Origin of the sequence: Streptomyces nidicola (genome assembly GCF_050106155.1) — a bacterium.
Taxonomy (GTDB): Bacteria; Actinomycetota; Actinomycetes; order Streptomycetales; family Streptomycetaceae; genus Streptomyces.
The window spans coordinates 5,045,549-5,069,269 of record NZ_JBNBPI010000001.1; the positions used below are offsets into that span (position 1 = coordinate 5,045,549).

General features: G+C 71.3%; 19 protein-coding genes. 10 read left to right on the forward strand and 9 right to left on the reverse strand.

Going from position 1 to position 23,721, the window contains the following annotated elements:
* Window positions 1-27: 27 nt before the first annotated feature.
* Both ACOKM3_RS22995 and ACOKM3_RS23000 read left to right on the forward strand, forming a co-directional pair.
* Window positions 28-927: an NUDIX hydrolase gene (locus ACOKM3_RS22995; RefSeq protein WP_426902929.1), complete on the forward strand. Its 900-nt coding sequence runs from the start codon at window positions 28-30 to the stop codon at window positions 925-927.
* Complete coding sequence (locus tag ACOKM3_RS23000) at window positions 924-1,754, forward strand: MBL fold metallo-hydrolase (RefSeq protein ID WP_426902930.1); 831 nt, start codon at window positions 924-926, stop codon at window positions 1,752-1,754. Before ACOKM3_RS22995 ends, ACOKM3_RS23000 begins: the two co-directional genes overlap by 4 nt.
* A 172-nt stretch (window positions 1,755-1,926) precedes the next feature.
* On the opposite strand, the gene ACOKM3_RS23005 is transcribed toward ACOKM3_RS23000, so the two are convergent.
* Both ACOKM3_RS23005 and ACOKM3_RS23010 read right to left on the reverse strand, forming a co-directional pair.
* Window positions 1,927-2,823 carry a sigma-70 family RNA polymerase sigma factor gene (locus ACOKM3_RS23005; RefSeq protein WP_426902931.1) on the reverse strand — a complete coding sequence of 299 codons (897 nt, stop codon included), beginning with the start codon at window positions 2,821-2,823 and terminating at the stop codon, window positions 1,927-1,929.
* Between the two features lie 80 nt (window positions 2,824-2,903).
* Window positions 2,904-3,578 carry a Crp/Fnr family transcriptional regulator gene (locus ACOKM3_RS23010; protein ID WP_356387200.1) on the reverse strand — a complete coding sequence of 225 codons (675 nt, stop codon included), beginning with the start codon at window positions 3,576-3,578 and terminating at the stop codon, window positions 2,904-2,906.
* Between the two features lie 430 nt (window positions 3,579-4,008).
* Here ACOKM3_RS23010 and nth point away from each other — a divergent pair, with 430 nt between their 5' ends.
* From nth to ACOKM3_RS23025, 3 genes are all read left to right on the forward strand, one after another.
* Window positions 4,009-4,935, forward strand: a complete 927-nt coding sequence (nth, locus tag ACOKM3_RS23015; protein WP_426902932.1) for an endonuclease III — start codon at window positions 4,009-4,011, stop codon at window positions 4,933-4,935.
* Between the two features lie 83 nt (window positions 4,936-5,018).
* The gene (locus tag ACOKM3_RS23020) at window positions 5,019-5,762 is read left to right on the forward strand and encodes an NUDIX hydrolase (protein ID WP_426906874.1); all 744 of its coding nucleotides are present in this window, start codon (window positions 5,019-5,021) and stop codon (window positions 5,760-5,762) included.
* Between the two features lie 72 nt (window positions 5,763-5,834).
* Entirely contained in the window at window positions 5,835-7,034 is a 1,200-nt protein-coding gene (locus ACOKM3_RS23025) for a MarP family serine protease (protein WP_426902933.1), read from the forward strand.
* Window positions 7,035-7,381: 347 nt separating this feature from the next.
* Here the strand turns inward: ACOKM3_RS23025 and ACOKM3_RS23030 are convergent, their stop codons facing one another.
* The 5 genes from ACOKM3_RS23030 to ACOKM3_RS23050 form a co-directional block, all read right to left on the reverse strand.
* Window positions 7,382-8,335 (reverse strand): alpha/beta fold hydrolase, encoded by a 954-nt coding sequence (locus tag ACOKM3_RS23030; RefSeq protein WP_426902934.1) that lies wholly within the window; start codon window positions 8,333-8,335, stop codon window positions 7,382-7,384.
* Window positions 8,332-8,841 (reverse strand): phage holin family protein, encoded by a 510-nt coding sequence (locus ACOKM3_RS23035; protein ID WP_426902935.1) that lies wholly within the window; start codon window positions 8,839-8,841, stop codon window positions 8,332-8,334. The genes ACOKM3_RS23030 and ACOKM3_RS23035 overlap by 4 nt, the downstream gene beginning before the upstream one ends.
* A gap of 64 nt (window positions 8,842-8,905) precedes the next feature.
* A complete protein-coding gene (gene nhaA, locus ACOKM3_RS23040; RefSeq protein ID WP_426902936.1) occupies window positions 8,906-10,309 on the reverse strand; it encodes a Na+/H+ antiporter NhaA in 1,404 nt (467 codons plus the stop codon).
* A gap of 198 nt (window positions 10,310-10,507) precedes the next feature.
* Window positions 10,508-12,463 (reverse strand): acetate--CoA ligase, encoded by a 1,956-nt coding sequence (acs, locus tag ACOKM3_RS23045; RefSeq protein WP_426902937.1) that lies wholly within the window; start codon window positions 12,461-12,463, stop codon window positions 10,508-10,510.
* A gap of 187 nt (window positions 12,464-12,650) precedes the next feature.
* Window positions 12,651-15,032: a bifunctional SulP family inorganic anion transporter/carbonic anhydrase gene (locus tag ACOKM3_RS23050; RefSeq protein WP_426902938.1), complete on the reverse strand. Its 2,382-nt coding sequence runs from the start codon at window positions 15,030-15,032 to the stop codon at window positions 12,651-12,653.
* Window positions 15,033-15,379: 347 nt separating this feature from the next.
* On the opposite strand from ACOKM3_RS23050, the gene ACOKM3_RS23055 reads away from it, so the two are divergent.
* Complete coding sequence (locus ACOKM3_RS23055; RefSeq protein WP_426902939.1) at window positions 15,380-16,687, forward strand: polysaccharide deacetylase family protein; 1,308 nt, start codon at window positions 15,380-15,382, stop codon at window positions 16,685-16,687.
* A gap of 48 nt (window positions 16,688-16,735) precedes the next feature.
* Here ACOKM3_RS23055 and ACOKM3_RS23060 read toward each other — a convergent pair whose 3' ends face one another.
* Window positions 16,736-17,716 carry an ATP-binding protein gene (locus tag ACOKM3_RS23060; protein WP_426902940.1) on the reverse strand — a complete coding sequence of 327 codons (981 nt, stop codon included), beginning with the start codon at window positions 17,714-17,716 and terminating at the stop codon, window positions 16,736-16,738.
* Window positions 17,717-17,817: 101 nt separating this feature from the next.
* Between ACOKM3_RS23060 and ACOKM3_RS23065 the strand changes: the two genes are divergently transcribed.
* A complete protein-coding gene (locus tag ACOKM3_RS23065) occupies window positions 17,818-18,642 on the forward strand; it encodes a Fic family protein (protein WP_426902941.1) in 825 nt (274 codons plus the stop codon).
* Window positions 18,643-18,988: 346 nt separating this feature from the next.
* Here ACOKM3_RS23065 and ACOKM3_RS23070 read toward each other — a convergent pair whose 3' ends face one another.
* Window positions 18,989-19,840, reverse strand: a complete 852-nt coding sequence (locus tag ACOKM3_RS23070; protein ID WP_426902942.1) for an HAD family hydrolase — start codon at window positions 19,838-19,840, stop codon at window positions 18,989-18,991.
* Window positions 19,841-20,409: 569 nt separating this feature from the next.
* Between ACOKM3_RS23070 and ssd the strand changes: the two genes are divergently transcribed.
* The 3 genes from ssd to ACOKM3_RS23085 all read left to right on the forward strand — a co-directional run bounded on the left by ssd (window position 20,410) and on the right by ACOKM3_RS23085 (window position 23,721).
* Window positions 20,410-21,486, forward strand: a complete 1,077-nt coding sequence (gene ssd, locus ACOKM3_RS23075; RefSeq protein WP_426902943.1) for a septum site-determining protein Ssd — start codon at window positions 20,410-20,412, stop codon at window positions 21,484-21,486.
* Between the two features lie 106 nt (window positions 21,487-21,592).
* Window positions 21,593-22,756 carry a TadA family conjugal transfer-associated ATPase gene (locus ACOKM3_RS23080; RefSeq protein ID WP_426902944.1) on the forward strand — a complete coding sequence of 388 codons (1,164 nt, stop codon included), beginning with the start codon at window positions 21,593-21,595 and terminating at the stop codon, window positions 22,754-22,756.
* A gap of 131 nt (window positions 22,757-22,887) precedes the next feature.
* Window positions 22,888-23,721, forward strand: a complete 834-nt coding sequence (locus ACOKM3_RS23085; RefSeq protein WP_426906875.1) for a type II secretion system F family protein — start codon at window positions 22,888-22,890, stop codon at window positions 23,719-23,721.

The window sequence follows — 23,721 nt, forward strand, 5'->3', positions numbered from 1 at the left end:
CCGGCCGTCAGCGGTTAGCCTCCGGCCATGGCAAATGGGCAGTGGTATCCCCCGGAGTGGCCGGAACGCATCCGTGCCCTCGCCGCCGGCACGCTCACACCCGCGACTCCGCGCCGCGCGGCCACCGTGATGCTGCTCAGAGACGCCTCGCCCGGCGGCCCCGAGGTGCACATGCTCCGCAGACGTACGTCGATGAAGTTCGCGGCGGGCGCCTACGCGTATCCGGGCGGCGGCGTCGACCCGCGCGACGACGACCGGCTGGTCCGCTGGGCGGGCCCCACGCGCGCGGAGTGGGCCGAGCGGCTCGGGGTGCCGGAGCGGGAGGCCCAGGCGATCGTCTGCGCCGCCGTGCGGGAGACGTTCGAGGAGGCGGGTGTGCTGCTCGCCGGGCCGACCCCGGACACCGTCGTCGACGACACGACGGGCGAGCAGTGGCAGGCCGACCGGCAGGCGCTGATCGACCGGGACCTGTCCTTCGCCGGGTTCCTGGAGAACCGCGGCCTGGTGCTGCGCTCCGACCTACTCGGCGCGTGGGCCCGCTGGATCACCCCCGAGTTCGAGCCGCGCCGCTACGACACGTGGTTCTTCGTGGCCGCGCTCCCGGCGGGCCAGCGCACCAGCGACGACTCCTCCGAGGCCGACCGCACGGTGTGGATCATGCCGGGGCGGGCCGCGGCGGAGTACGACCGGGGCGAGCTGACGATGATGCCGCCGACGATCGCGACGCTGCGCACCCTGGAGGCGTACGACGACGTGCGCGGCGCCCTCGCGGGGGCGCCGGGGCGCGATCTCACTCCCGTACTCGCGCAGGCGCGCATGGAGGACGACGAGTTGGTGCTGTCCTGGCCGGGACACGACGAGTTCACGAAGCACATCCCGACCGGCGGACAGGGCCGGAACGGGCAGAACGGGGGAACCTCCGCATGACCGAAGCAGCCGCCCTCCCGGGCCAGCCGCGCGGCGGGGTCCTCACGGGCCCCGCGACCGCCCGCGCGGTCAACGTCCTGGCGCCGAACCCCTCCGCGATGACCCTCGACGGCACCAACACCTGGATCGTCGCGGAACCGGACAGCGACCTCGCCGTCGTCATCGACCCCGGGCCGCTGGACGACGAGCATCTGCACGCCGTCCTCGACATCGCCGAGAAGGCGGGCAAGCGGGTCGCGCTCACTCTCCTCACGCACGGGCACCCGGACCACGCCGAAGGGGCGGGCCGGTTCGCCGAGTTGACCGGGACGAAGGTGCGGGCGCTCGACCCGGCGCTGCGGCTCGGCGACGAGGGGCTTGCCGCCGGTGACGTGATCACCACGGGTGGCCTGGAGCTGCGCGTCGTACCTACCCCCGGCCACACCGCCGACTCCCTCTGCTTCCACCTCCCCGCCGACCAGGCCGTGTTGACGGGTGACACCATCCTCGGGCGCGGCACGACGGTGGTCGCCCACCCGGACGGCCGCCTCGGCGACTACCTGGACTCGCTGCGCCGACTGCGTTCCCTGACGGTCGACGACGGGGTGCACACGGTCCTTCCGGGCCACGGCCCGGTCCTCGAGGACGCCCAGGGCGCCGTCGAGTTCTACCTGGCCCACCGCGCGGGCCGCCTCGCCCAGGTGGAAACAGCCGTCGAGAACGGCTACGTGTCCGCCCCCGACGTCGTGACCCACGTGTACGCGGACGTGGACCGCTCCCTGTGGCCGGCAGCGGAACTGAGCGTGCGGGCGCAGCTGGACTACCTGCGGGAGCACGGGCTGATCTAGGACGGCCGTTCGGCGCCCGTGGTGGCCAGATCAAGCCCCCGCGGCGATTGAGCGGCGGGGTCCGGGGCAGAGCCCCGATCTTTTCAGCCCCGCCGGCGCTTGAGGCGCGGGGTCCGGGGCGGAGCCCCGAGGCCGCAACCCCGGTTGGGCCAAGGCCGCAGGGGGCCGCCCCTCACTCGCCGCCAGGGCCCACCCACCCAACACCAAACGCAGCGAGCCGCCGCGGATCCGCGATGATGTCGACCCCGACGACCAGGCCCTCCCGGAACGTGAAGGCGAGCACCGCGACGACCTGGCCGCGAGGCGCCTGCACGATGCCGAGGCCGTCGCCGACGAACGCCGGGTACGCCGCCTGCGCCAGCTTCCCGTAGAACGCGGCCTGCTTGGCCACGGCAAGGCTGCCCCGCAGCAGCCCGGAGGCCGTGCCGCTGCCCGCGTCGACCCGCAACAGGACGTCCGGGTCGAGAAGTTCCAGCAGCGCCTCGAAGTCGCCCACGCGCGTGGCGGCCAGCCAGGCGCGGACGACCTCGCGCTGCCGGGCCAGCGGCGTGTCCCGGGGCGCGGTCGCGCCCTGCACACGGCGCCGCGCCCTGCTCGCCATCTGCCGGGTCGCCGCGGGCGTGCGCTCCACGATGGGGGCGAGCTCCTCGAACGGCACGGCGAACATGTCGTGCAGCACGAAGGCGAGGCGTTCGGCGGGCGCGAGCGTGTCCAGCACGACGAGCAGCGCGAGCCCTACGGAGTCCGCGAGTTCGGCCTCGTGAGCAGGGTCGGCGGGGCGGATCACCGGGTCGGGGACACGGGTCTCGGCCGACCCGCTCTCCAACGGCTCCTCGCGGCGCGCGTTGCGGGAGCGCAGCATGTCCAGGCAGATCCGCCCGACGACGGTCGTCAGCCAACCGCTCAGGTTCCGTACCTCGTCCGTATCCGCCCGCTGCAGCCGCAGCCACCCCTCCTGGACGGCGTCCTCGGCCTCGCTCAGCGAACCGAGCATCCGGTATGCCACGGCACGCAGCCGCCCGCGCTCCTCCTCGAAACGGGTGACGAGATCATCGGGCGGCTGTGTCATGAAGGACTCCCCTGTGGGCCTCTACGTAGACGGGCCCCGCCACGAGATGTGGCGGGACCCGTCTACGTAAGCGTGTGGTGTCAGCGCGAGCGCTTCGCGAGGCGCTCCACGTCCAGGAGGATCACGGCACGGGCCTCCAGGCGGAGCCAGCCGCGGCCCGCGAAGTCCGCGAGCGCCTTGTTGACCGTCTCGCGGGAGGCGCCGACCAGCTGGGCCAGCTCTTCCTGCGTCAGGTCGTGCACGACGTGGATGCCCTCCTCGGACTGCACGCCGAAGCGGCGCGACAGGTCGAGGAGCGCACGGGCCACACGGCCGGGCACGTCGGAGAAGACCAGGTCGGACATCTGGTCGTTGGTCTTGCGCAGGCGCCGGGCGACGGCGCGCAGCAGCGCCGTGGCCACCTCGGGCCGGGCGCTGAGCCAGGGCTGGAGGTCGCCGTGGCCGAGACCGAGCAGCTTGACCTCGGTGAGGGCGCTGGCGGTGGCGGTGCGCGGACCCGGGTCGAACAGCGACAGCTCGCCGATCAGCTCGCCGGGGCCGAGGACGGCGAGCATGTTCTCGCGCCCGTCGGGGGAAGTGCGGTGGAGCTTCACCTTGCCCTCGGTGACCACGTACAGGCGGTCTCCGGGGTCGCCCTCGTGGAACAGGGCGTCGCCGCGTGCGAGGGTCACCTCACTCATGGAGGCGCGGAGCTCCGCGGCCTGCTCGTCATCGAGCGCCGCGAAGAGCGGGGCGCGCCGCAGAACGTCGTCCACGAGTTTCTCTCCTATGTCGCCTGCATCGGGAACGGACCCGATCGAATCGACCGGATCGCCCCGGTTGTCGATCATTTCCACTGCCCATTTTGCCGGACGGTCCAAACAGTGTGATCAGTCACTCGTACACAAGTCTGCCGCACCCGCGCCACAACCCGAGGGGGAGGGGGCCAATCGTGGAGCGATCCGGCGGCTTCGGGGCGGATGTCAGTGCCGGGCTTTAGGCTGGCCGAGTGTTCAAAATGCCGGTGAGAGCGCAGGCGAAGGGGGTTGTGGCGGTGCCGAGTGACCTTGATTCCGCTGTCGGCGAACAGTCGCGGAAAACTGCCCCCGAGGCCGTGACCAGGAGGCCGGGGACGGCGCCGGTGAGCATGATCGGGGCCGCGCCCGTACTCAAGTCCGTGTCCGAACAGGGGAAGGCCGCCCAGCGATGACCGCGCCCGCGAAGAAATCCGCCGCGAAGGCCGCCACCTCGAAGAAGGCGGCCGCCGCGAAAAAGACGGCCGCCACGAAGGCCGCCGCTTCGAAGCAGACGCCTGCCGCGAAGAAGCCCGCCGCGAAGAAGACGACCGCACGCCCCGAGACGCACACCGCGCTCGTCCGTCGCGCCCGGAAGATCAACCGCGAGCTCGCGGAGGTGTACCCGTACGCCCACCCGGAGCTGGACTTCGAGAATCCCTTCCAGCTCCTGGTGGCCACGGTCATGTCGGCCCAGACGACGGACCTGCGGGTCAATCAGACGACGCCGGCCCTGTTCGCGAAGTACCCGACCCCGGAGGATCTGGCCGCGGCCAACCCGGAGGAGGTCGAGGAGCTGATCCGGCCGACCGGCTTCTTCCGCGCGAAGACGCGCTCGATCATGGGCCTGGCCAAGGCGCTCAGCGACGACTTCGGCGGCGAGGTGCCCGGCCGCCTCGAAGACCTGGTCAAGCTGCCCGGCGTGGGCCGCAAGACGGCCTTCGTGGTGTTGGGGAACGCGTTCGGGAGGCCCGGCATCACCGTCGACACGCACTTCGGCCGCCTGGTGCGCCGCTGGAAGTGGACCGACGAGACGGATCCCGACAAGGTCGAGCGGGCGATCGGCGAGCTGTTCCCGAAGAGCGAGTGGACCCAGCTCAGTCACAACGTGATCTTCCACGGCCGCCGTATCTGCCACTCCCGCAAGCCGGCCTGCGGTGCCTGCCCGATCGCCCCGCTCTGCCCGGCGTACGGGGAGGGCGAGACGGACCCGGACAAGGCGGAGAAGCTGCTCAAGTACGAGAAGGGCGGCTTCCCCGGCCAGCGCCTCAAGCCCCCGCAGTCCTACCTGGACGCGGGCGGCCTGCCTGCCCCGCCGCTGCCCGGCCGGGAGGCGTGACGGACCGTATCGGAGGGCAGTCGGGGCTTGGCCCAGCACACCGCGAGGGGGCGGCGATGAAGCACGTGAGCGAGATCGGCGGGATGAGCGGCGGGGCGAAGGGGGCGGCCGGGGCGCACGGCACGACGGGGGCGCACGGGCCGGGTGGCTCGCCTCCCTTCGACGTGACGCTCCGCACCGAGGGCCTGCCCGCCTGGCTGGACCCCGTGGCGCACGCCGCCGCCACCGTCCGCGGTGAGCAGCTCAGCCGCTTCCTGCCGCCGGAGAGCGGGGCGGGGCGGCAGTCCGCCGTGCTGATCCTTTTCGGCGAGGGGGAGCGCGGACCCGAGCTGCTGCTCATGGAGCGCTCCGGCTCGCTCAGATCCCACGCGGGCCAGCCCTCCTTCCCCGGCGGCGCCCTCGACCCGGAGGACGGCGACCCGCTCGGTGACGGGCCGCTGCACGCCGCCCTGCGGGAGGCGTGGGAGGAGACGGGACTCGACCCGGGCGGCGTCCAGCTCTTCGGCGTGCTGCCGAAGCTGTACATCCCGGTGAGCAGCTTCGTCGTCACGCCCGTACTTGGGTGGTGGCGGGTGCCCTCACCCGTCGCGGCGGTCGACCCTGCGGAGACGGCGCGTGTCTTCACGGTCCCCGTGGCGGATCTCACGGACCCGGAGAACCGGGCGACGACGGTCCACCCGAGCGGCCACAGGGGGCCTGCCTTCCTGGTGGAGTCGGCTCTGGTCTGGGGGTTCACCGCGGGCGTGATCGACCGGCTGCTGCACTACGCGGGGTGGGAGCGCCCCTGGGACCGATCAAAGACGGTCCCACTCGATTGGCGGTCGTGACAGGGTGGGCGCCGTGAATCAGGAGCAGGGGCCTACAGGGGCGAGGCGAGATGCAAGGCGGGGCGTGAATCGGTGAACGTGCTGGACTTCCTGCTGCTCGCAGCGGCCGTGTGGTTCGCGATCGTCGGCTACCGCCAGGGTTTCGTCGTCGGCATCCTGTCGGTGATCGGTTTCCTCGGTGGCGGCCTCGTCGCGGTCTACGCGCTGCCTCTCCTGTGGGACGCGATCACCAGTGACGCGGAGGTCACCACGACCGCCGCGGTCGTCGCCGTGGTCGTCGTCATCGTCTGCGCCTCCGTCGGGCAGGCCTTCACCACGCACTTGGGCAACAAGCTGCGCAGATACATCACTTGGTCCCCGGCCCGCGCGCTCGACGCGACGGGCGGCGCGGTGGTCAACGTGGCGGCGATGCTCCTGGTGGCCTGGCTGATAGGTTCCGCGCTGGCCGGCACCACCCTGCCCACGCTCGGCAAGGAAGTACGCAGCTCGAAGGTGCTGCTGGGCGTCTCGCAGGCGCTGCCCACGCAGGCGGACACGTGGTTCGCGGACTTCTCCTCGACCCTCGCGCAGAACGGTTTCCCGCAGGTCTTCAGCCCGTTCGCGAACGAGCCGATCGCCGACGTGAAGCCGCCGGACCCGGCGCTCGCGGGCAGCCAGGTCGCGCGCAACGCGAAGCGGTCCATCGTCAAGGTCGTGGGCCAGGCGCCCAGTTGCGGCAAGGTCCTGGAGGGCACCGGCTTCGTCTTCTCCGACCGCCGCGTGATGACGAACGCGCATGTGGTCGGCGGCGTCGACGAACCCACCGTCCAGATAGGCGGCGAGGGCGTGAAGTACGACGCGAAGGTCGTGCTCTACGACTGGAAGCGCGACATCGCGGTCCTGGACGTGCCGGCCCTGAAGGCGCCCCCGCTCCGGTTCACGGGCACCGACGCGCAGCGCGGCGGCGGCGCGATCGTCGCGGGCTTCCCGGAGAACGGCGCGTACGACGTCCGCCCCGCGCGCGTGCGCGGGCGCATCACGGCGAACGGCCCGGACATCTACCACCGGGGCACCGTGCGCCGCGATGTGTACTCGCTGTTCGCGACGGTCCGTCAGGGCAACTCCGGCGGACCGCTGCTCACTCCGGACGGCCAGGTCTACGGCGTGGTGTTCGCCAAGTCGCTCGACGACTCGGAGACGGGCTACGCGCTGTCCGGTGACGAGATCAGCACCGACATCGCGCGCGGCCGCGCGGCGAACCAGCAGGTCGACACGGACGCCTGCGCGCTGTAGGCCCGCTCAGCGGGTCACCGGCCCCCGTGCCGGATCCGCGCGGACACCCACCGGGCGCGGCGCCGCAGAATGCGAGGAATGCCCAGCCGGGGATCGTGCGCCGACCAGCCGTCAGGCGCTCCTCTCCGGGGAGAGCCCAGCGTCATCGCTGGGCGGCGATTGCGTGCTGCGTCACTGTAGTCGTGCGTCCAGCCCATACCCCGACGTGTGCCCCTGCCCCATGGTCGGTAACCGCCCTCACGCTCCCCAAAATGGCGTATGCGCCGGGCAATTGGCCGTTCGAAGCACAGGCGTTCCCCTCGGCATTCCTTCACCAAACAGGGCTCACCGGTCCGGTTCGCCCGGGTCTACCGGTCGGGCTCCGGGTCCTTCAACCAGTTGACCAGTTCCTTGGAGAACGCGGCCGGATCCTCCTCGTGCGGGAAGTGTCCGAGGCCGTCGAAGAGGCGCCAGCGGTAGGGGGCCTCCACGTACTCGCCGGAGCCCGCCGCGCTCCGCGTGCGCATCACCGGGTCGAGGGAGCCGTGCACGTGCAGCGTCGGCACCCGCACGGGGCGCTTCATCCGCCGGTTGAACTGGATCCCGTCGGGGCGCGCGAGGGAGCGCACCATCCACCGGTACGGCTCGATCGAGCAGTGCGCGGTCGACGGGATGCACATGGCCTGCCGGTACGTCTTCACCGTCGCGTCGTCTGGCTGGTGCGGCCCCGACCAGTCCCGGACCAGCTTGCCCACCAACTCGCCGTCGTTCGCGAGAAGCTGACGCTCGGGCAGCCAGGGGCGCTGGAAACCCCAGACGTACGAGCCCGAGCGCGACTGCCGGTAGTCCGCCAGCATCGCCGAGCGCCACCGGCGCGGATGCGGCATCGAGGAGACCACGAGCCGGCGCACCAGCTTGGGCCGCATCACGGCCGCGGTCCAGGCGAGATATCCGCCGAGGTCATGGCCGACGAGCGCAGCGTCGGGCTCGCCGAGCGAGCGGATCACCCCGGTGACGTCGAGCGCGAGGTTCGCCGGGTCGTAGCCCCGCGGCGTACGGTCGCTGCCGCCCACCCCTCGCAGGTCCATCGCCACGGCCCGGAAGCCCGCGTCGGCGAGCGCGGTGAGCTGGTGCCGCCACGTCCACCAGAACTGCGGGAAGCCGTGCAGGAGCAGGACCAGCGGCCCGTCCCCCATCTCGGCGATGTGGAAGCGCGCGCCGTTGGCCGCGACGTCCCGGTGGGTCACCTTGTGCCCGCCGGGAACGTCGAGGAGCACGAAGGACGCGGGCGGCTGGGCCGAAGGAGTGGCAGGGTCCGTCATGCAGACGAGCGTGCCACAGCCTCGATGGCCTTTGTGTCATGCCCGTCCGCGGTCACCTCGCGGGGGTGCGGCTTGGCGTTCTGCAGTACGCCTGCCGTCTCCTTGAACGAGGCGGCGGTCTTCTGCGGACCCTTGCCCTGCTTGGCCTTCTTGGCGAAGACGACACCGACGAGCGCGAGCAGCAGGAAGACGACCACGCTCGCGGCGAAGGACAGCAGGAAGCACCAGGCCATGTTCCAGCCGCCGTCGCCGTTGAACCCGCCGGTCCACGCGTTGATCCCGTACGCGAGCGCGAAGCTCAGCATCGGCAGCGAGAAGGTCAGGACGACCACTCCCGCCATGAACGCACCGCCACTGGTCGCGCCGCGCTTCACGTCCTTCTTCAGCTGCGCCTTCGCAAGGGCGATCTCGTCGTGCACCAGCGCGGACATCTCGGCCGTCGCCGATGCGAACAGCTGGCCGACGCTGCGTTCGGCGCCGACCGGGTTGTCGTCGGGTGCGCTCATCGCGTACTCCCCTGTTCTTCTGTGGCTGCTTCGTATGCGCGTACTGCGCGGATTCTCCGTCAGATCATGCCGGACGCTCGTCCTCGCCGCCTGCCCCGGCCGCCACTTGCGCAAGCCTTCGGTGTTCCGCGGCTTTCCGCTCGTAGATCTCGGCCATCCGAAGGTGGTACTCCGGTTTGCCGACCTCGTAGATGTCCGGGACCCCGGAGAGGTCCTCGTCGCGCTCCTCGTCCTCCCACAGGGACCGGTACTTGGCGTTCCGGATCTTCAGCAGCACGCTCGCGATCACCGCCGCGATCAGCGAGCCCATCAGCACGGACGCCTTGATCTCGTCCGTCAGCAACGGGTCGTCGGTGAAGGCGAGTTCCCCGATGAGCAGCGAGACCGTGAAGCCGATGCCGGCGAGCGAGGCCACCGCGAACACATCGGGCCAGGCCAGCTCGTCGGAGAGCGAGGCCTTGGTGAACCGGGCGGTCAGCCACGTACCGCCGAAGATCCCGACGGCCTTGCCGACGACCAGACCCAGCACCACGCCCAGCGTCTCCGGCTTGGTGAAGACGTCGCCAAGGGCCCCGCCCGACACCGCGACACCGGCGCTGAACAGCGCGAACAGCGGCACCGCTAGCCCGGCCGAGAGCGGCCGCACCAGGTGTTCGATGTGCTCGCCGGGCGACTGCTCCTCGCCCTCCTCCCGGTGGCAGCGCAGCATCAGACCCATGGCGACACCGGCGATGGTGGCGTGGACGCCGCTGTTGTACATCAGCCCCCAGATGACCAGAGCCAGCGGTACGTAGATGTACCAGCCGCGCACCCGCTTCTTGAGCAGCAGCCAGAAGACGGCGAGGCCGAGGAACGCGCCGCCGAGCGCGGCGAAGTTCAGGTCGTCCGTGAAGAAGATCGCGATGATCAGGATCGCGAAGAGGTCGTCGACGACGGCGAGGGTGAGCAGGAACGCGCGCATCGCGCTCGGCAGCGAGGTGCCGATGACGGCGAGCACGGCGAGCGCGAAGGCGATGTCGGTGGCGGTCGGCACGGCCCAGCCGCTCATCGAGCCGCCGCCGACCGCGTTGACGATCACGTAGACGATCGCGGGTGTCGCCATGCCGCAGAGGGCGGCGACGACGGGGAGTGCGGCGGCCTTGGGGTCGCGCAGATCACCGGCGACGAGCTCGCGCTTGAGCTCGATGCCGGCGACGAAGAAGAAGATCGCGAGCAGCCCGTCGGCGGCCCAGTGCTCGATGGAGAGGTCGAGGCCGAGCGAGGCGGGCCCCAGGTGGAAATCACTGACGGCCTCGTAGCTGTGGTGCAGGGCCGGGATGTTGGACCAGACGAGCGCGGCGATCGCCGCCACCAGGAGCAGGACGCCGCCGACCGTCTCGGTGCGCAGTGCGTCGGCCACGAAGGTCCGCTCGGGCAGCGAGAGCCGGCCGAGTGCCTTGCGGTCCTGCTTGTTCTTGGGCGCGCTCACGGGGGAGACCTCCGGTCGGGTACGGCTGACTGCGTTGCCGACCAGACTTCCCGGCGCACCTGTTGGATCTTTGTCGCGTCGTTGACGCGACTTTTACCCTACAGGGTGCCCCGGCCTGCTTGGTGATCATCACCTTACGTACGAAACGGGCACCCGGCGCGCTCGCCGGATGCCCGTTCCCGTGGGTTCGTACGCGGATCAGTCCTCGCTGGACGCCGACGGCAGCTCGGCCTGGATCAGGTCCATCACGGAGGAGTCGGCGAGCGTCGTCACGTCGCCCACCGCCCGGTTCTCCGCGACGTCGCGCAGCAGGCGGCGCATGATCTTGCCGGAGCGCGTCTTGGGCAGCTCGGCGACCGGCAGGATCCGCTTCGGCTTGGCGATCGGGCCGAGGGCGCCGCCCACGTGGTTGCGCAGGTCCGCCACCAGCGACTCGTCCTCCGCGTTCGCGCTGCCGCGCAGGATCACGAAGGCGACGATCGCCTGACCGGTCGTCTCGTCGGCGGCGCCGACCACGGCGGCCTCGGCGACGGACGGGTGCGAGACGAGCGCGGACTCGACCTCGGTGGTCGAGATGTTGTGCCCGGAGACGAGCATGACGTCGTCGACCCGGCCGAGCAGCCAGATGTCGCCGTCCTCGTCCTTCTTGGCACCGTCACCGGCGAAGTACTTGCCCTCGAAGCGCGACCAGTACGTGTCGATGAACCGCTGGTCGTCGCCCCAGATGGTGCGCAGCATCGACGGCCACGGCTCGGTGAGGGCGAGGTAGCCGCCGCCCCCGTTCGGCACCTCGTTCCCCTCGTCGTCGAGGACGGTCGCCGAGATTCCGGGCAGCGCGCGCTGGGCGGAGCCGGGCTTCGCCTCGGTGACGCCCGGCAGCGGCGAGATCATGATCGCGCCGGTCTCGGTCTGCCACCAGGTGTCCACGACGGGGCACTTGTCGGCGCCGATGTTCTTCCGGTACCAGACCCAGGCCTCGGGGTTGATCGGCTCACCGACCGACCCGAGCACGCGCAGGCTGGACAGGTCGAACTTCGCGGGGATGTCGTCGCCCCACTTCATGAACGTACGGATCGCGGTCGGCGCCGTGTAGAGGATCGAGACGCCGTACTTCTGCACGATCTCCCAGAAGCGGCCCTGGTGCGGGGTGTCCGGGGTGCCCTCGTAGATGACCTGCGTCGCGCCGTTCGAGAGCGGGCCGTACGTGATGTACGAGTGCCCGGTGACCCAGCCGATGTCGGCGGTGCACCAGTAGACGTCGGTCTCCGGCTTGAGGTCGAAGACCGCGTGGTGCGTGTACGACGCCTGGGTGAGGTAGCCGCCGGAGGTGTGCAGGATGCCCTTCGGCTTACCCGTCGTACCCGACGTGTACAGGATGAACAGCGGCTGCTCGGCGTCGAAGGCCTGCGGCGCGTGCTCGGTGGACTGGCGGCCGACCGTCTCGTGCCACCACAGGTCGCGGCCCTCGGTCCAGGCGACGTCCTGCTTGGTGCGCTGCACGACCAGGACGTGCTCGACCGATACGCGGGTCAGCGCCTCGTCGACCGCGGGCTTGAGCGCGGACGGCTTGCCGCGCCGGAAGCCGCCGTCGGAGGTGATGACGACCTTGGCGTCGGCGTCCTCGATGCGCTTGGCGATGGCGTCGGCCGAGAAGCCGCCGAAGACCACCGAGTGCGCGGCGCCGATGCGCGCGCAGGCGAGCATCGAGATGACCGCTTCCGGGATCATCGGCAGATAGACGGCGACCCGGTCGCCGGTCTGAACGCCCAGCTCGGTCAGGGCATTTGCGGCCCGGCTGACCTCGTCCTTGAGCTCGGCGTAGGTGATCGCGCGGCTGTCGCCGGGCTCGCCCTCGAAGTGGATCGCGACGCGGTCGCCGTTTCCTGCCTCTACGTGGCGGTCGACGCAGTTGTACGCGACGTTGAGCTTGCCGTCCTTGAACCACTTGGCGAACGGCGGGTTCGACCAGTCAAGAGTCTCGGTCGGCTCGGTGTCCCAGGTGAGGCGGCGGGCCTGCTCGGCCCAGAAACCGAGCCGGTCAGCCTTGGCCTGCTCGTACGCCTCGGCCGTGACGTTGGCATTCGCGGCCAGGTCAGCGGGCGGCGCGAAGCGTCGCTCCTCCTTCAAGAGGTTGGCCAGGCTTTCGTTGCTCACGACGCTTCTCCCATGCAGTGTTTGTGTCGGAGGCGACCGTTGTGTCCCAGGCCACAGCTCATCAGACCGCGCCCCCTGGTGACAAGGGGGGTCCGCGAACTGGTTTAGACCTGTACGCGTAGGGCTCCCGACCTGGTCGGGAGCCCTACGGTCTCATCTGTTTGCACGGAGGCGGGGACGGGTCGGTTCAGGCCCGCGTGGCGCTGCCTTCGTCGAGGCGGCCGTCGAGGGCGGTGGCCGCGACCTGTCCGAAGACCGGGTCGGCCTCGTCGAGCAGATACGCCTGCGCCTCCCCGACGTGGAAGTACATGCCGTGCAGTTCGAGCGCGCCCCGCTCCAGGGCGCGCGCCACGCACTCGTGCTCCCGCAGGTGCTCCAACTGCTGGACGACATTGGTCAGGCAGAGCTGCTCGACCGCGTCGGCGGGCGCCCGCCCCGCGAGCCGTGCCCACGGCAGTCCCGCGTCGGACATCCGCTCCAGGCTCGGCATTCCGTGCCGCAGCCAGCGCTTGAGCGGCGTGAGAGCCCCGTGGCCGCTCGGGGGACTGCTCAACAGCGCCTGCATCGCCCCGCATCCGGAGTGCCCGCACACGGTGATCGACTGCACTTCGAGCACGTCCACGGCGTACTCGATGGCCGCGGCCACCGAGTCGTCCGCGCTCTCGGCGCCGGGCAGGGGCACGAGGTTGCCCACATTCCGTACGACGAAGAGGTCGCCGGGACCGCTCGACGTGATCATCGACGTGACGAGCCGGGAGTCGGCGCACGTCAGGAACAGCTGCGTGGGCTTCTGCCCCTCGCGTGCGAGCCGCGCCAGCTCCTCGCGCACCAGCGGCGCCGTATTGCGCTGGAACGCGCTGATCCCGGTGGCCAGTTGATGCCCGCCGGCGCGGCGCGGCTCGGTGGCCTCGGGCTTCGTCGCCCGGTCGTGCGAGGGCCGGTCGTCGCAGTGGTGGTTGCGCCACGGCGTCCAGGGGCGGCAGCAGGTGTGGCTCGCGCGCGCGGGTTCGGCGATCCTGGCGCCTCCCCGGCCGGCCACCTCGACCTTGCCGCCCTGCGTGGTGTGCGACTTCTGCCAGTCCTGCAGCGCCTCGTACGCGGCGTGGTCCATGAAGGACCCGTCCAGCTCCACGACGCAGTCCGCGCCGTGCGGCACCTGGTGCAGGGTCCGGCTGAGCCGGGGCACCGCGAGGAACGTCAACTGCCCTCGTACGCGCACGTGGTGGACGCCGCGGGCATCCACCTCGTGCGTGATGCGGGTGCGCGCGAGGCGGTGCAGGGCGACGCCGACGGCGACCGCGACGCCGAGCCCGACGCCCTCGAGCACGCCGAAGACGACGACGCCGAGGGTGGTGACCGCGTACACCAGGACCTCACGGTGGCGGGTGACCGTGCGGATGTGGTTCAGGGACACCATCTGGACGCCGACCGCCATCACCAGGGCGGCGAGCGCGGCGAGCGGGATCAGCTCCAGGACGGGGACCAGGAGCAGCGTGGCGGCTACTACCCAAACGCCGTGCAGCATCGAGGAGTTCCCGCTCACGGCGCCCGCGTTCACGTTCGCCGTACTGCGCACCGCGACCCCGGCGACGGGCAGCCCGCCGAGCGATCCGGAGACGATGTTCGACGCGCCCTGCGCGAGCAGCTCCCGGTCCAGGTTCGAGCGGCGCATCGCGGGCGGCAGGTCCGAGCGCTTGGCGGTCATCTTGTCCACGGCGACCGCCCCGAGCAGCGACTGCACGCTGCACACGAGCGTGGTCGTCAGGACGGCGGCGACGAGGCCGAGCACGGGCCCGTCCGGCAGCCCGGCGAGCGCGTGGCTGCTCCAGGAGGGCAGATCGACCTCGGGCAGGCTGAGCCCGAGCAGCGCGGCGGTCACGCTCGCGGCGGTCACGGCGATGAGCGCGGCCGGTACCTTGCGTGCGTAGCGGCCGATCCGTCCCGGGATGCGCGGCCAGGCGAGCAGCACGGTGAGCGTGAGCGCGCTGACGCCCAGGGCGGCGGGCTGGGCGTCCGCCAACTGCCGCGGCAGGGATGCCACGTTGGCGAGCACGGAGCTCTCGGGGGAGCCGCCGAGCATGATGTGCAGCTGGGCGACGGCGATGGTGACACCGATGCCGGCGAGCATGCCGTGGACGACGGCGGGGCTGACGGCGAGGGCGGTGCGGGCCACCCGCAGGCAGCCGAGGCCGAGTTGGGCGAGGCCGGCGAGGACGGTGACGGCGCAGGTGGTCCGCCATCCGTAGCGCTGGATCAGCTCGGCGGTGACGACGGTGAGGCCCGCGGCGGGCCCGCTGACCTGGAGCGGCGCTCCGCCGACGCAGCCGGCGACGATGCCGCCGACGGCGGCGGCGACGAGCCCCGACTCCAGGGGCGCGCCGGTCGCGAGGGCGATGCCCAGGGACAGCGGCAGCGCGATGAGGAAGACCGCGATGGACGCGGAGAGGTCGGCTCCCGCGATGCGGAAGCGACGGGGCGTCGGCGGTGGACTGTGTGCGGTGCGGGCGGCGTCCGAGGGCTCGCCCGTCCGGCCGGAGTCACTGGTGTGGGTGGATACGCAGGCTGACATGGTTTCCCGTCTCCTCCGGGGTGCAGCGCGGTCGCGGAATGTGGGGTGACCCCTTGCGGTGGGCGGGGTCGATCGCGGCCGTGGTTCACGGCGTGCAGCGGCGGGATGAAATCAACGCTCAGTAGCGGTCGGTAAATGAATCGTAATGCAGAGTAAAGATTGTGGCCGGATAAAAGGTGCAAATGGGTTACCGGTTCACGCTCAGTAGTGAATAAGAAGGTTTGTCGGCTTGTCGGACTAACTCGGTCCGGCCCTCGTGTCACCGTGGCGGCGTTGTCCGTGCATAACGGGCATTCGTCTCTTTTCACCGCCACACAAGCCGACTCCAGGAAGAAGGTGGGCGGAAGATGGCCGCCACCCACAGGACTGCCGCCAAGCGGCTCGCCGCGGGCATCACCGCCGCCGCGGCGTGCGCCGCGGCACTCGCCGGATGCGCCACCGGGAACACCGGCGGATCCAGTGAGCACCGCACCGAGAAGACCAAGCCCCAGCAGGGTGCCCCCGGCCCGAAGAAGGCCAAGCCGGGCAGCGCGATCAAGCTGATCGGCGACGGCTCGACCGCGTACACCGGGCGGCAGCCGAACCTGCCACGGGCCGAGCGCCTCAGACCGGGCCAGAAGCCACCGCAGTTCGTGGTCTTCTCCTGGGACGGTGCGGGTGAGGACAGCCAGAAGCTCTTCTCGCACTTCCGCAAGGTCGCGAAGGAGAACGACGCGACCATGACGTACTTCCTGAGCGGCGTGTACCTGCTCCCGGAGGGCAAGGCGGACAAGTACCACGCGCCGCAGCACTCGGCCGGCCGCTCGGACATCGGCTTCAACGACGCCGAGGGAATCAAGGACACCGTCGAGCAGCTGCGCGGCGCCTGGCTCGAGGGCAACGAGATCGGCACCCACTTCAACGGCCACTTCTGCGGCAAGAACGGCGGAGTGGGCCAGTGGTCGGTGGCCGAGTGGAAGAGCGAGATCCAGCAGGCCAAGTCGTTCGTGAAGGGCTGGAAGTCCAACTCGGGCCTGAACCGGTCCGCGCCGCTGCCCTTCGACTACGACAAGGAGCTCATCGGCGCCCGCACCCCATGCCTCGAGGGCAAGGACAACTTCACGCGCGCCGCGAGCGAGCTCGGCTTCCGCTACGACACCAGCGGCGTCAACAACCAGGTCTGGCCCAAGAAGAAGAACGGCCTGTGGGATCTGTCGATGCAGCTCGTCCCGTTCAAGGGCCACTCCTACGAGCAGCTGACCATGGACTACAACTTCATGGTCAACCAGTCCGGTACGGCGACCCAGGGCGATCCCGCGAAGCGCGAGTACTGGGGTGACCAGATGCGCGACAGCCTGCTCGCGGGCTTCGAACGCGCCTACAAGGGCAACCGCGCGCCGCTCGTCATCGGCAACCACTTCGAGTCCTGGAACGGCGGCACCTACATGCGCGCCGTGGAGGACACGGTCAAGACGGTCTGCAAGAAGCCCGACGTCCGCTGCGTCTCCTTCCGGCAGCTCACCGACTGGCTCGACGCCCAGGACCCGAAGACCCTGAAGAAGCTCGGCGGTCTCGGTGTGGGCGAGGGCCCGAAGAAGGGCTGGGCGTCCTACCTCGGCGGCAAGCGGGCCCCGGCCCCGAAGGGGGTACCGGGCGCCCCGGCCGCCAAGTCGTAGGCCCGGTGCGGCACTTGCTCAGCCGTCGCGGCGGTGCCCTCCCGCAGGTCAGGCAGTAGCCGCGACGCTCTCCCGCAGGACGAAGTCGGGGTCGACCTGGGACGCCAGGTCGGCACCGGTTTTCTCGTTGCCCCAGCTCTGGGCGTTCTTCAGGTGGAAGTGGACCATCTGGCGCGTGTAGCGCTCCCAGTCGCGGGCCTCGTACGTGGCGTCGGCCGCGTCCTGAAGTGCTTGCAGGGAAGCCTTGTTGGGCGCCTCCAGGAGCTCGAAGCTCGGCGGGCGGCCCTTCTCCATGGCGCGCACCCAGTCCGAGTGCCCGACGGTGACGAGCAGGTCCTCGCCGACCTCGGAACGCAGGAACTCCAGGTCGTCCTCGTCCCGCACCTTGTTGCCCACCACCTTCAGGTCGATCCCGAAGTCCCGCGCGTACTCCTTGTACTGGCGATAGACCGAGACACCCTTGCGGGTCGGCTCGGCCACCAGGAACGTCATGTCGAAGCGGGTGAACATGCCCGAGGCGAAGGAGTCGGAGCCCGCGGTCATGTCGACCACCACGTACTCACCCCGGCCGTCGACGAGGTGGTTCAGGCACAGCTCCACCGCTCCGGTCTTGGAGTGGTAGCAGGCGACACCGAGATCTGCCTCGGTGAAGGGCCCGGTGACCATCAAACGCACGGCCTGGCCGTCGAGTTCCACGTCGCGGGCGCAGGCGTCGTACACCGGATTGTTCTCGCGCACCCTGAGCAGCCGCGAGCCCTCGCCGGGTGGCGTGGTCTTGATCATCGTGTCGGCCGAGGCGATCCGCGGGTTCGAGCCGCGCAGATAGTCCTTGATCAGGGGCAGCCGGGCCCCCAGCGCGGGCAGCTCGCCCGCGACGCCCTCGTCGAGCCCGAGCGCGGCCCCGAGGTGCTGATTGATGTCGGCGTCGACGGCGATGACCGGGGAGCCGGTGCCGGCGAGGTGGCGGATGAACAGTGAGGACAGCGTGGTCTTGCCACTGCCGCCCTTCCCCACGAAAGCGATCTTCATGTTCACGAAGGGTATCGGTACGGTCGCTGTCCGTGTCGACGTGGCGTGAAGAAGACCACTCCTTCGTGGGGCGGCGCCGCGTGGCCCGTAGGGTCGTACTCATGAGTACGACAGCCGACCCCCTCGCCGCCCTGGCCGACCTGCCGGGTGTGGCCGATTCCGTGGACTCCGTGCGCAAGGCTGTGGACCGGGTCTACGGGCACCGGGTCATGCGGCGTCGCAGCAACGAGATCACGTCCGAGGCGGCACTGCGCGGCGCGCGCGGCAGCGCGGCGCTCTCCGGTGCCGACTGGCCGCTCGAAGAGGTGCGCAGGCGCACCGACTTCAGTGGCGGCGACGGCGACAAGGAGGCACCCACGGTCGGCGCGGCCCTGCGGCTGACCGCCGAGGCCGGTCAACTTCTCTCCATCTGGCGGCAGTCGCCCCTGCGGGTGCTCGCGCGCCTGCACCTGGTCGCGGCGGCCGACAAGAGCGACGCGGTGGGTCGGCCGCGGCTCGCGGGCGAGCCGGTCGACGAGCCGCTCGTCGAACTCCCGGTGCCGGACGCCGAGGAGGTGGCGGGCCGCCTGGAGGGACTCTCGCAGCTGATCATCGGTGGAAGCGCGGCGCCGGCCCTGGTGAGCGCTGCCATCGTGCACGGCGAGCTGCTCGCCCTGCGCCCCTTCGGCTCGCACAACGGGCTGGTCGCGCGCGCCGCCGAGCGCATCGTCCTGGTGGGCAGCGGCCTCGACCCGAAGTCCGTCTGCCCGGCGGAGCTGGGCCACGCCGAACTCGGCCGGGCGTCCTACGCGGCGGCGCTCGACGGCTACGTATCCGGTACGCCGGAGGGGATGGCGGCCTGGATCACCCACTGCGGCAAGGCGATCGAGCTGGGTGTCAGGGAGTCGACGGCCGTCTGCGAGGCGCTGCAGCGGGGTGCCGCGTAGCGGGGGAAGCCGCGGGAAAAGCCCCGGAAAAGGGTTGCGGCGGTACGAATGCTCGTACCGCCGCTGGCATGTTCACCGGGTTACCAAGCGTCCTCGAAGTGTTGCCCATCAGGTCGGGTTCTTTGCCCGTCGCCTGGTGCGGCTGGCCCGTAATCGACGGGTCGACGTCGCGTGGGTGCTCGGTGTTCATGCATCGGTCCGTGGGGCCTTTTTGCGGTTGAAGGTGTCCTCTCGGATGTCCTTGGTCTCGCGGGCCGTTGAATCCTTTGTACTCCTCCCCTGGAGGAAGCGGAAGCCCTGGCCGCACTTCTTTACTTTTAGGTTCAAATGGGGCGAACCGGTGGCCTCAATGGGCGCCTGACGTCGCGCGACGTCGGCTCGCGTACCAGACGAGGCCGGCCGTGACCGCGGCCGCGCCGACCCCGGCCGCCGCGAGCAGCGCGGGCCGTGAGGGCGCGGACAGATGGGGCAGGCGCTGCTTGAGCCGCACCGGCTTGTGGAAGTCGAGGATCGGCCACCCGCGCGCGAGTGCCTCGCGGCGCAGCGCCCGGTCCGGATTGACGGCATGCGGATGCCCGACCGAGCTGAGCATCGGCAGATCCGTCGCCGAGTCGCTGTACGCGTGGCAGCGCGCGAGGTCGTACCCCTCGGAGCGCGCCAGCTCCTTGATGGCCTCCGCCTTCGTGGGCCCGTACGCGTAGTACTCCACCTCGCCCGTGAAGCAGCCGTCCTCGCCCACGACCATGCGGGTGGCGATCACCCGGTCCGCGCCGAGGAGCTCACCGACCGGCTCGACCACTTCGGCGCCGGATGTGGAGACGATGACCACATCGCGTCCGGCGGTGTGGTGTTCCTCGATGAGGGACGCCGCCTCGTCGTAGATGATCGGGTCGATCAGATCGTGCAGCGTCTCGGCGACGATCTCCTTCACCTGCTGCACGTTCCAGCCGCGGCAGAGCGCCGAGAGGTATTCGCGCATCCGCTCCATCTGGTCGTGGTCGGCGCCGCCGGCGAGGAACACGAACTGGGCGTACGCGGTGCGCAGTACGGCCCTCCGGTTGATCAGCCCGCCTTGGTAGAACGACTTGCTGAACGTGAGTGTGCTCGACTTAGCGATGACCGTCTTGTCCAGGTCAAAGAACGCCGCTGTGCGGGGCGTGGAGTGAGGCAAGGAGTGGTTTTCCACGAGGCCGAGCATAGGCGCCAACCATTCGGCGTAAGCTGTGGCGCGTGGGTTTGCTTGAGAAGGCTCTCGGGTACACCATGGAAGTCACGGATCGTTCGCGACCGTGCTAACCCGGTCTGGCTCCTCCCCCCCCGAGTCGGACCGTGGGGACGACCCCCGCTCTCCCCCCCGGCGGGGGTCGTCGCATGTCCGGACCCGTTTTCGGGTCCTTTTTTCATGCCCGCACAGGGGGTTTCGAAGGCCCGCGCGCCTCGGTCGACGCGCCCGGCGCTCCTCACGCTGCGTGACCGTCGGGCTGCTCTGTGGACAGTTCCATGTCCCGTTCAAGGTGTCACCGGTATGAGTGACCGGGATATTCACAAGCCTTCTTGTGTCCACAGTTATTGACCAAGATCCCCACGTTTTCCGGGATCGCTGCACGGTGATTCCGCACGCGAAGTTCAGATCCGTGTTCATGGCCGGTTTGTTATGGCCGAGCCGTGGCGGACGGTCGGTATTCGGCGCCTTGGACACCGCCGACTTCACGTGCGGAACGGATCGTCCGCATGGGCGGGCGAGCGCGGCGAGAGGGGGACCGGACCATGGCGGGAGTCATCGAGTGCGACGCGCGGGACGTGCGACGCGCCCCGTTGATCGTGACGGAGGACGTGGAACTGCTGGACGACCTGTTGCGGCTGTGCGCGGCGGCGGGTGTACGGCCCGAGGTCGGGCACGGGGCGCCGGCGGGCAGAGGGGGCTGGGGCGGCTGGGAATCGGCGCCGCTCGTGCTGGTCGGGGACGATGCCGCGGGGCGGCTGCGCGGGGTGTCCCGACGGCGTGGCGTGATCTTGGTTGGGCGTGATCAGGACGATTCCGGGGTGTGGCGGCGCGCCGTGGAGATCGGCGCCGACCATGTGCTCGTCCTGCCCGACGGCGAGCAGTGGCTGATGGACCGGATCGCCGATGTCGCCGAGGGAGTGGGGCGGCCCGCCCTGACCGTCGGGGTGCTCGGCGGACGCGGCGGGGCCGGGGCCTCCACGCTCGCCTGCGCGCTGGCCGTGGCATCCGCGCGGTCGGGGCGGCGCACCCTCCTGGTCGACGCGGACCCGCTCGGCGGCGGGCTCGACGTGCTGCTCGGCGGCGAGGCGGTGGACGGGCTGCGCTGGCCCGCCTTCGCCGAGTCGCGGGGCCGGGTCGGCAGCACGGCCCTGGAGGAGTCGCTGCCCCGGCTGCACGATCTGCGGGTGCTCAGCTGGGACCGCGGCGAACTCGCGGCGGTGCCCTCGGAGGCAGTGCGGGCGGTGCTCGCGGCCGGGCGGCGCAGGGGCGGCGTCGTCGTGGTCGATCTGCCGCGCCGGGTCGACGCCGGATCCGTCGAGGCCCTGGCCCAGCTCGATCTGGGGCTGCTCGTGGTGCCACCGGAGCTGCGGGCCGTGGCGGCGGCGCGCCGGATGGCGGGGGCGGCGGGGATGGTGCTGCGGGACCTGCGGGTGGTGACGGCGCCCGCGGGCGGCGCGGGAGGGCTCGCGGCGGACGAGGTGGCGCGGCTCGTCGGGCTGCCGCTGGCCGGCGAACTGCCCGCGGACGTCGACGTGTTGAAGGGCGGGCCCCTTGGCCGGTTCTGCGGGGCCTTCTGGGAGCGGATGCCGGTGGCGGCGGTGGAGGGGGACGCGGCGTGAATCGGGAGGGCGGGGAGCCGGTCGTGGACGAGCGGCCCGTGGAGAGCGCGGCGGCCGGAGCGGTCGGCGTGCGGACGGTCGAGCAGTGGGTGCGAGGAGGGGTGTCATGAGTGCGGTGGTGGGGGCGCGCATGCTGGACGGCGTACGGCAGTGGCTCGCCGAGAACGGGTCGGAGGCGACGCCCGCGCGCGTGGCCGAGGCGCTGCGGGCGCAGGGCCGGATCCTGGGCGACGCCGAAGTGCTGGGCGCGGCGGGCAGGTTGAGGTCGGAGCTGGTGGGCGCGGGGCCGTTGGAGCCGCTGCTCGCCGATTCTTCGGTGACGGACGTCCTGGTGTCGGCGCCGGACAAGGTGTGGGTCGACCGGGGAGGGGGCCTGGAACCGGCCGATGTGTCCTTCGAAGGCGCCGCCGACGTACGGCGGTTGGCGCAGCGGCTCGCGGCCGTCGTGGGGCGCCGGCTGGACGACGCGCGGCCGTGGGTGGACGCCCGGCTGCCCGACGGGACTCGGCTGCACGCGGTGCTGCCACCGATCGCGGCGGGCTGCACGTGTCTGTCCCTGCGGGTCGTGCGGCCCCGGGCCTTCACCCTGGAGGAGCTGACGGCGGCGGGGACGGTGCCGCCGGGCGGCGACCGGGTGCTGCGGGCGCTGCTCGACGCACGCCTGTCCTTCCTGATCAGCGGCGGTACGGGCACGGGGAAGACGACGTTGCTGAGCGCGCTGCTCGGTCTGGTGGGGCCGGGGGAGCGGATCGTCCTGGCCGAGGACTCCGCCGAGCTGAGGCCGGACCACCCTCATGTCGTCCGCCTCGAATCGCGCCCCGCCAACCAGGAGGGTGCGGGGGCCGTGGGCCTCGACGACCTGGTCCGTCAGGCGCTGCGGATGCGGCCCGACCGACTTGTGGTGGGCGAGGTGCGCGGCGCCGAGGTGGTCTCGCTCCTGGCCGCCCTCAATACGGGCCACGAAGGCGGTTCCTGCACGGTGCACGCCAACGCGGCGAGCGACGTCCCGGTGCGCCTCGAGGCGCTGGGAACGGCGGCCGGACTCGACCGGGCGGCGCTGCACAGCCAGCTGGCGGCGGCGGTCTCCGTGGTCCTGCACCTCGTACGGGACCGGGGCGGACGGCGCCGTATCGCCCAGGTCCAGGTGCTGGAGCGGGACGCGGCGGGCTGGGTGCGGGCGGTGCCGGCGCTGGAGTGGGGCGAGCGGGGGTTCGTGGAGCGGGCGGGGTGGGAGCGGCTCGGCGGGTTGTTGGGGGTGCGGGTGGGGTGAGGCGGTGGTCATCGGTGGGCCTGGAGTGAGGGTGCGCGGCCGAGGGGTGGCCGTCAGAAGGTGTGTGGGTCGGTGGAGAGGGGTGTGTGGGCGTGAGTGGTGGGGTCTTGGGTGCTGGTTCCGGAGTGGTGATGGCCGCGTTGGGGGCGGTGGTCGTGATGCGGGCGGTGCAGGTACGGGAGTTGGAGGTGCGGCGGGCCCGGAGGGTGTTGGGGGTCGGGGCGGACCTCGGGGTGTGGTCCGGGTGGCCGGGAGTGGGCGAGCGGTGGTGGGCGTGGGTGCGGGCGCGGCCCGAATGGTGGTGCGCGGTCGGCGGGTTGGTGGTCGGGATCGCCGGTGCCTCGGTGCCGCCGGTTGTGCTCGGTGTGTGTGCCGTGCCCGGCGTGGGGCGGCTGCGCGCGGCCGGGGCGGCGCGGCGGAGGAAGGAGCGGCGCGGGGAGGCGGTGATCCGGCTGTGCGGGCTGTTGGCGGGTGAGGTGCGGGCCGGGCGGCAGCCGGGGGATGCGCTGGTGGTGGCGGTGCGGGGGTCGGAGGCGTTGACCGGCGCGGGGAGTGCGGCCGTGGTGGCGGCGGCCCGGTTCGGCGGGGACGTTCCCGGGGCCCTGAGAGTGGCGGCGCGGGAGCCGGGGGCCGAGGGGTTGAACGGGCTGGCGGCGTGCTGGCGGGTGGCGGTGGACCGGGGCGCGGGGCTCGCGTCAGGTCTCGAACGGCTCGCGGACGCGCTGCGGGCGGAGCAGGACCAACGGGCCGACTTCAGAGCCCAGTTGGCGGGCCCCTCGTCGACCACGGTGATGCTCGCCGGGCTGCCCGTGTTCGCGCTGCTGCTCGGGGCGGGCATGGGGGCGCGGCCCCTGCGGGTGTTGCTGCACACGTGGCCCGGGGTCGGCTGTCTGGTGGTGGGCGGGGCGTTGGAAGCCGCCGGTTTGTGGTGGGCGATGCGGATCGTGCGAGGGGCGGAGGGGTGA

Excerpts from the sequence above, each read along its gene's own strand:
- ACOKM3_RS22995 (WP_426902929.1), top strand. The coding sequence starts at position 28 with ATGGCAAATGGGCAGTGGTATCCCCCGGAGTGGCCGGAACGCATCCGT.
- ACOKM3_RS23000 (WP_426902930.1), top strand. The coding sequence starts at position 924 with ATGACCGAAGCAGCCGCCCTCCCGGGCCAGCCGCGCGGCGGGGTCCTC.
- ACOKM3_RS23005 (WP_426902931.1), bottom strand. The coding sequence starts at position 2,823 with ATGACACAGCCGCCCGATGATCTCGTCACCCGTTTCGAGGAGGAGCGC.
- nth (WP_426902932.1), top strand. The coding sequence starts at position 4,009 with ATGACCGCGCCCGCGAAGAAATCCGCCGCGAAGGCCGCCACCTCGAAG.
- ACOKM3_RS23020 (WP_426906874.1), top strand. The coding sequence starts at position 5,019 with ATGAGCGGCGGGGCGAAGGGGGCGGCCGGGGCGCACGGCACGACGGGG.
- ACOKM3_RS23030 (WP_426902934.1), bottom strand. The coding sequence starts at position 8,335 with ATGACGGACCCTGCCACTCCTTCGGCCCAGCCGCCCGCGTCCTTCGTG.
- ACOKM3_RS23035 (WP_426902935.1), bottom strand. The coding sequence starts at position 8,841 with ATGAGCGCACCCGACGACAACCCGGTCGGCGCCGAACGCAGCGTCGGC.
- ACOKM3_RS23050 (WP_426902938.1), bottom strand. The coding sequence starts at position 15,032 with ATGTCAGCCTGCGTATCCACCCACACCAGTGACTCCGGCCGGACGGGC.
- ACOKM3_RS23055 (WP_426902939.1), top strand. The coding sequence starts at position 15,380 with ATGGCCGCCACCCACAGGACTGCCGCCAAGCGGCTCGCCGCGGGCATC.
- ACOKM3_RS23060 (WP_426902940.1), bottom strand. The coding sequence starts at position 17,716 with ATGAAGATCGCTTTCGTGGGGAAGGGCGGCAGTGGCAAGACCACGCTG.
- ACOKM3_RS23065 (WP_426902941.1), top strand. The coding sequence starts at position 17,818 with ATGAGTACGACAGCCGACCCCCTCGCCGCCCTGGCCGACCTGCCGGGT.
- ACOKM3_RS23070 (WP_426902942.1), bottom strand. The coding sequence starts at position 19,840 with ATGCTCGGCCTCGTGGAAAACCACTCCTTGCCTCACTCCACGCCCCGC.
- ssd (WP_426902943.1), top strand. The coding sequence starts at position 20,410 with ATGGCGGGAGTCATCGAGTGCGACGCGCGGGACGTGCGACGCGCCCCG.
- ACOKM3_RS23080 (WP_426902944.1), top strand. The coding sequence starts at position 21,593 with ATGAGTGCGGTGGTGGGGGCGCGCATGCTGGACGGCGTACGGCAGTGG.
- ACOKM3_RS23085 (WP_426906875.1), top strand. The coding sequence starts at position 22,888 with ATGGCCGCGTTGGGGGCGGTGGTCGTGATGCGGGCGGTGCAGGTACGG.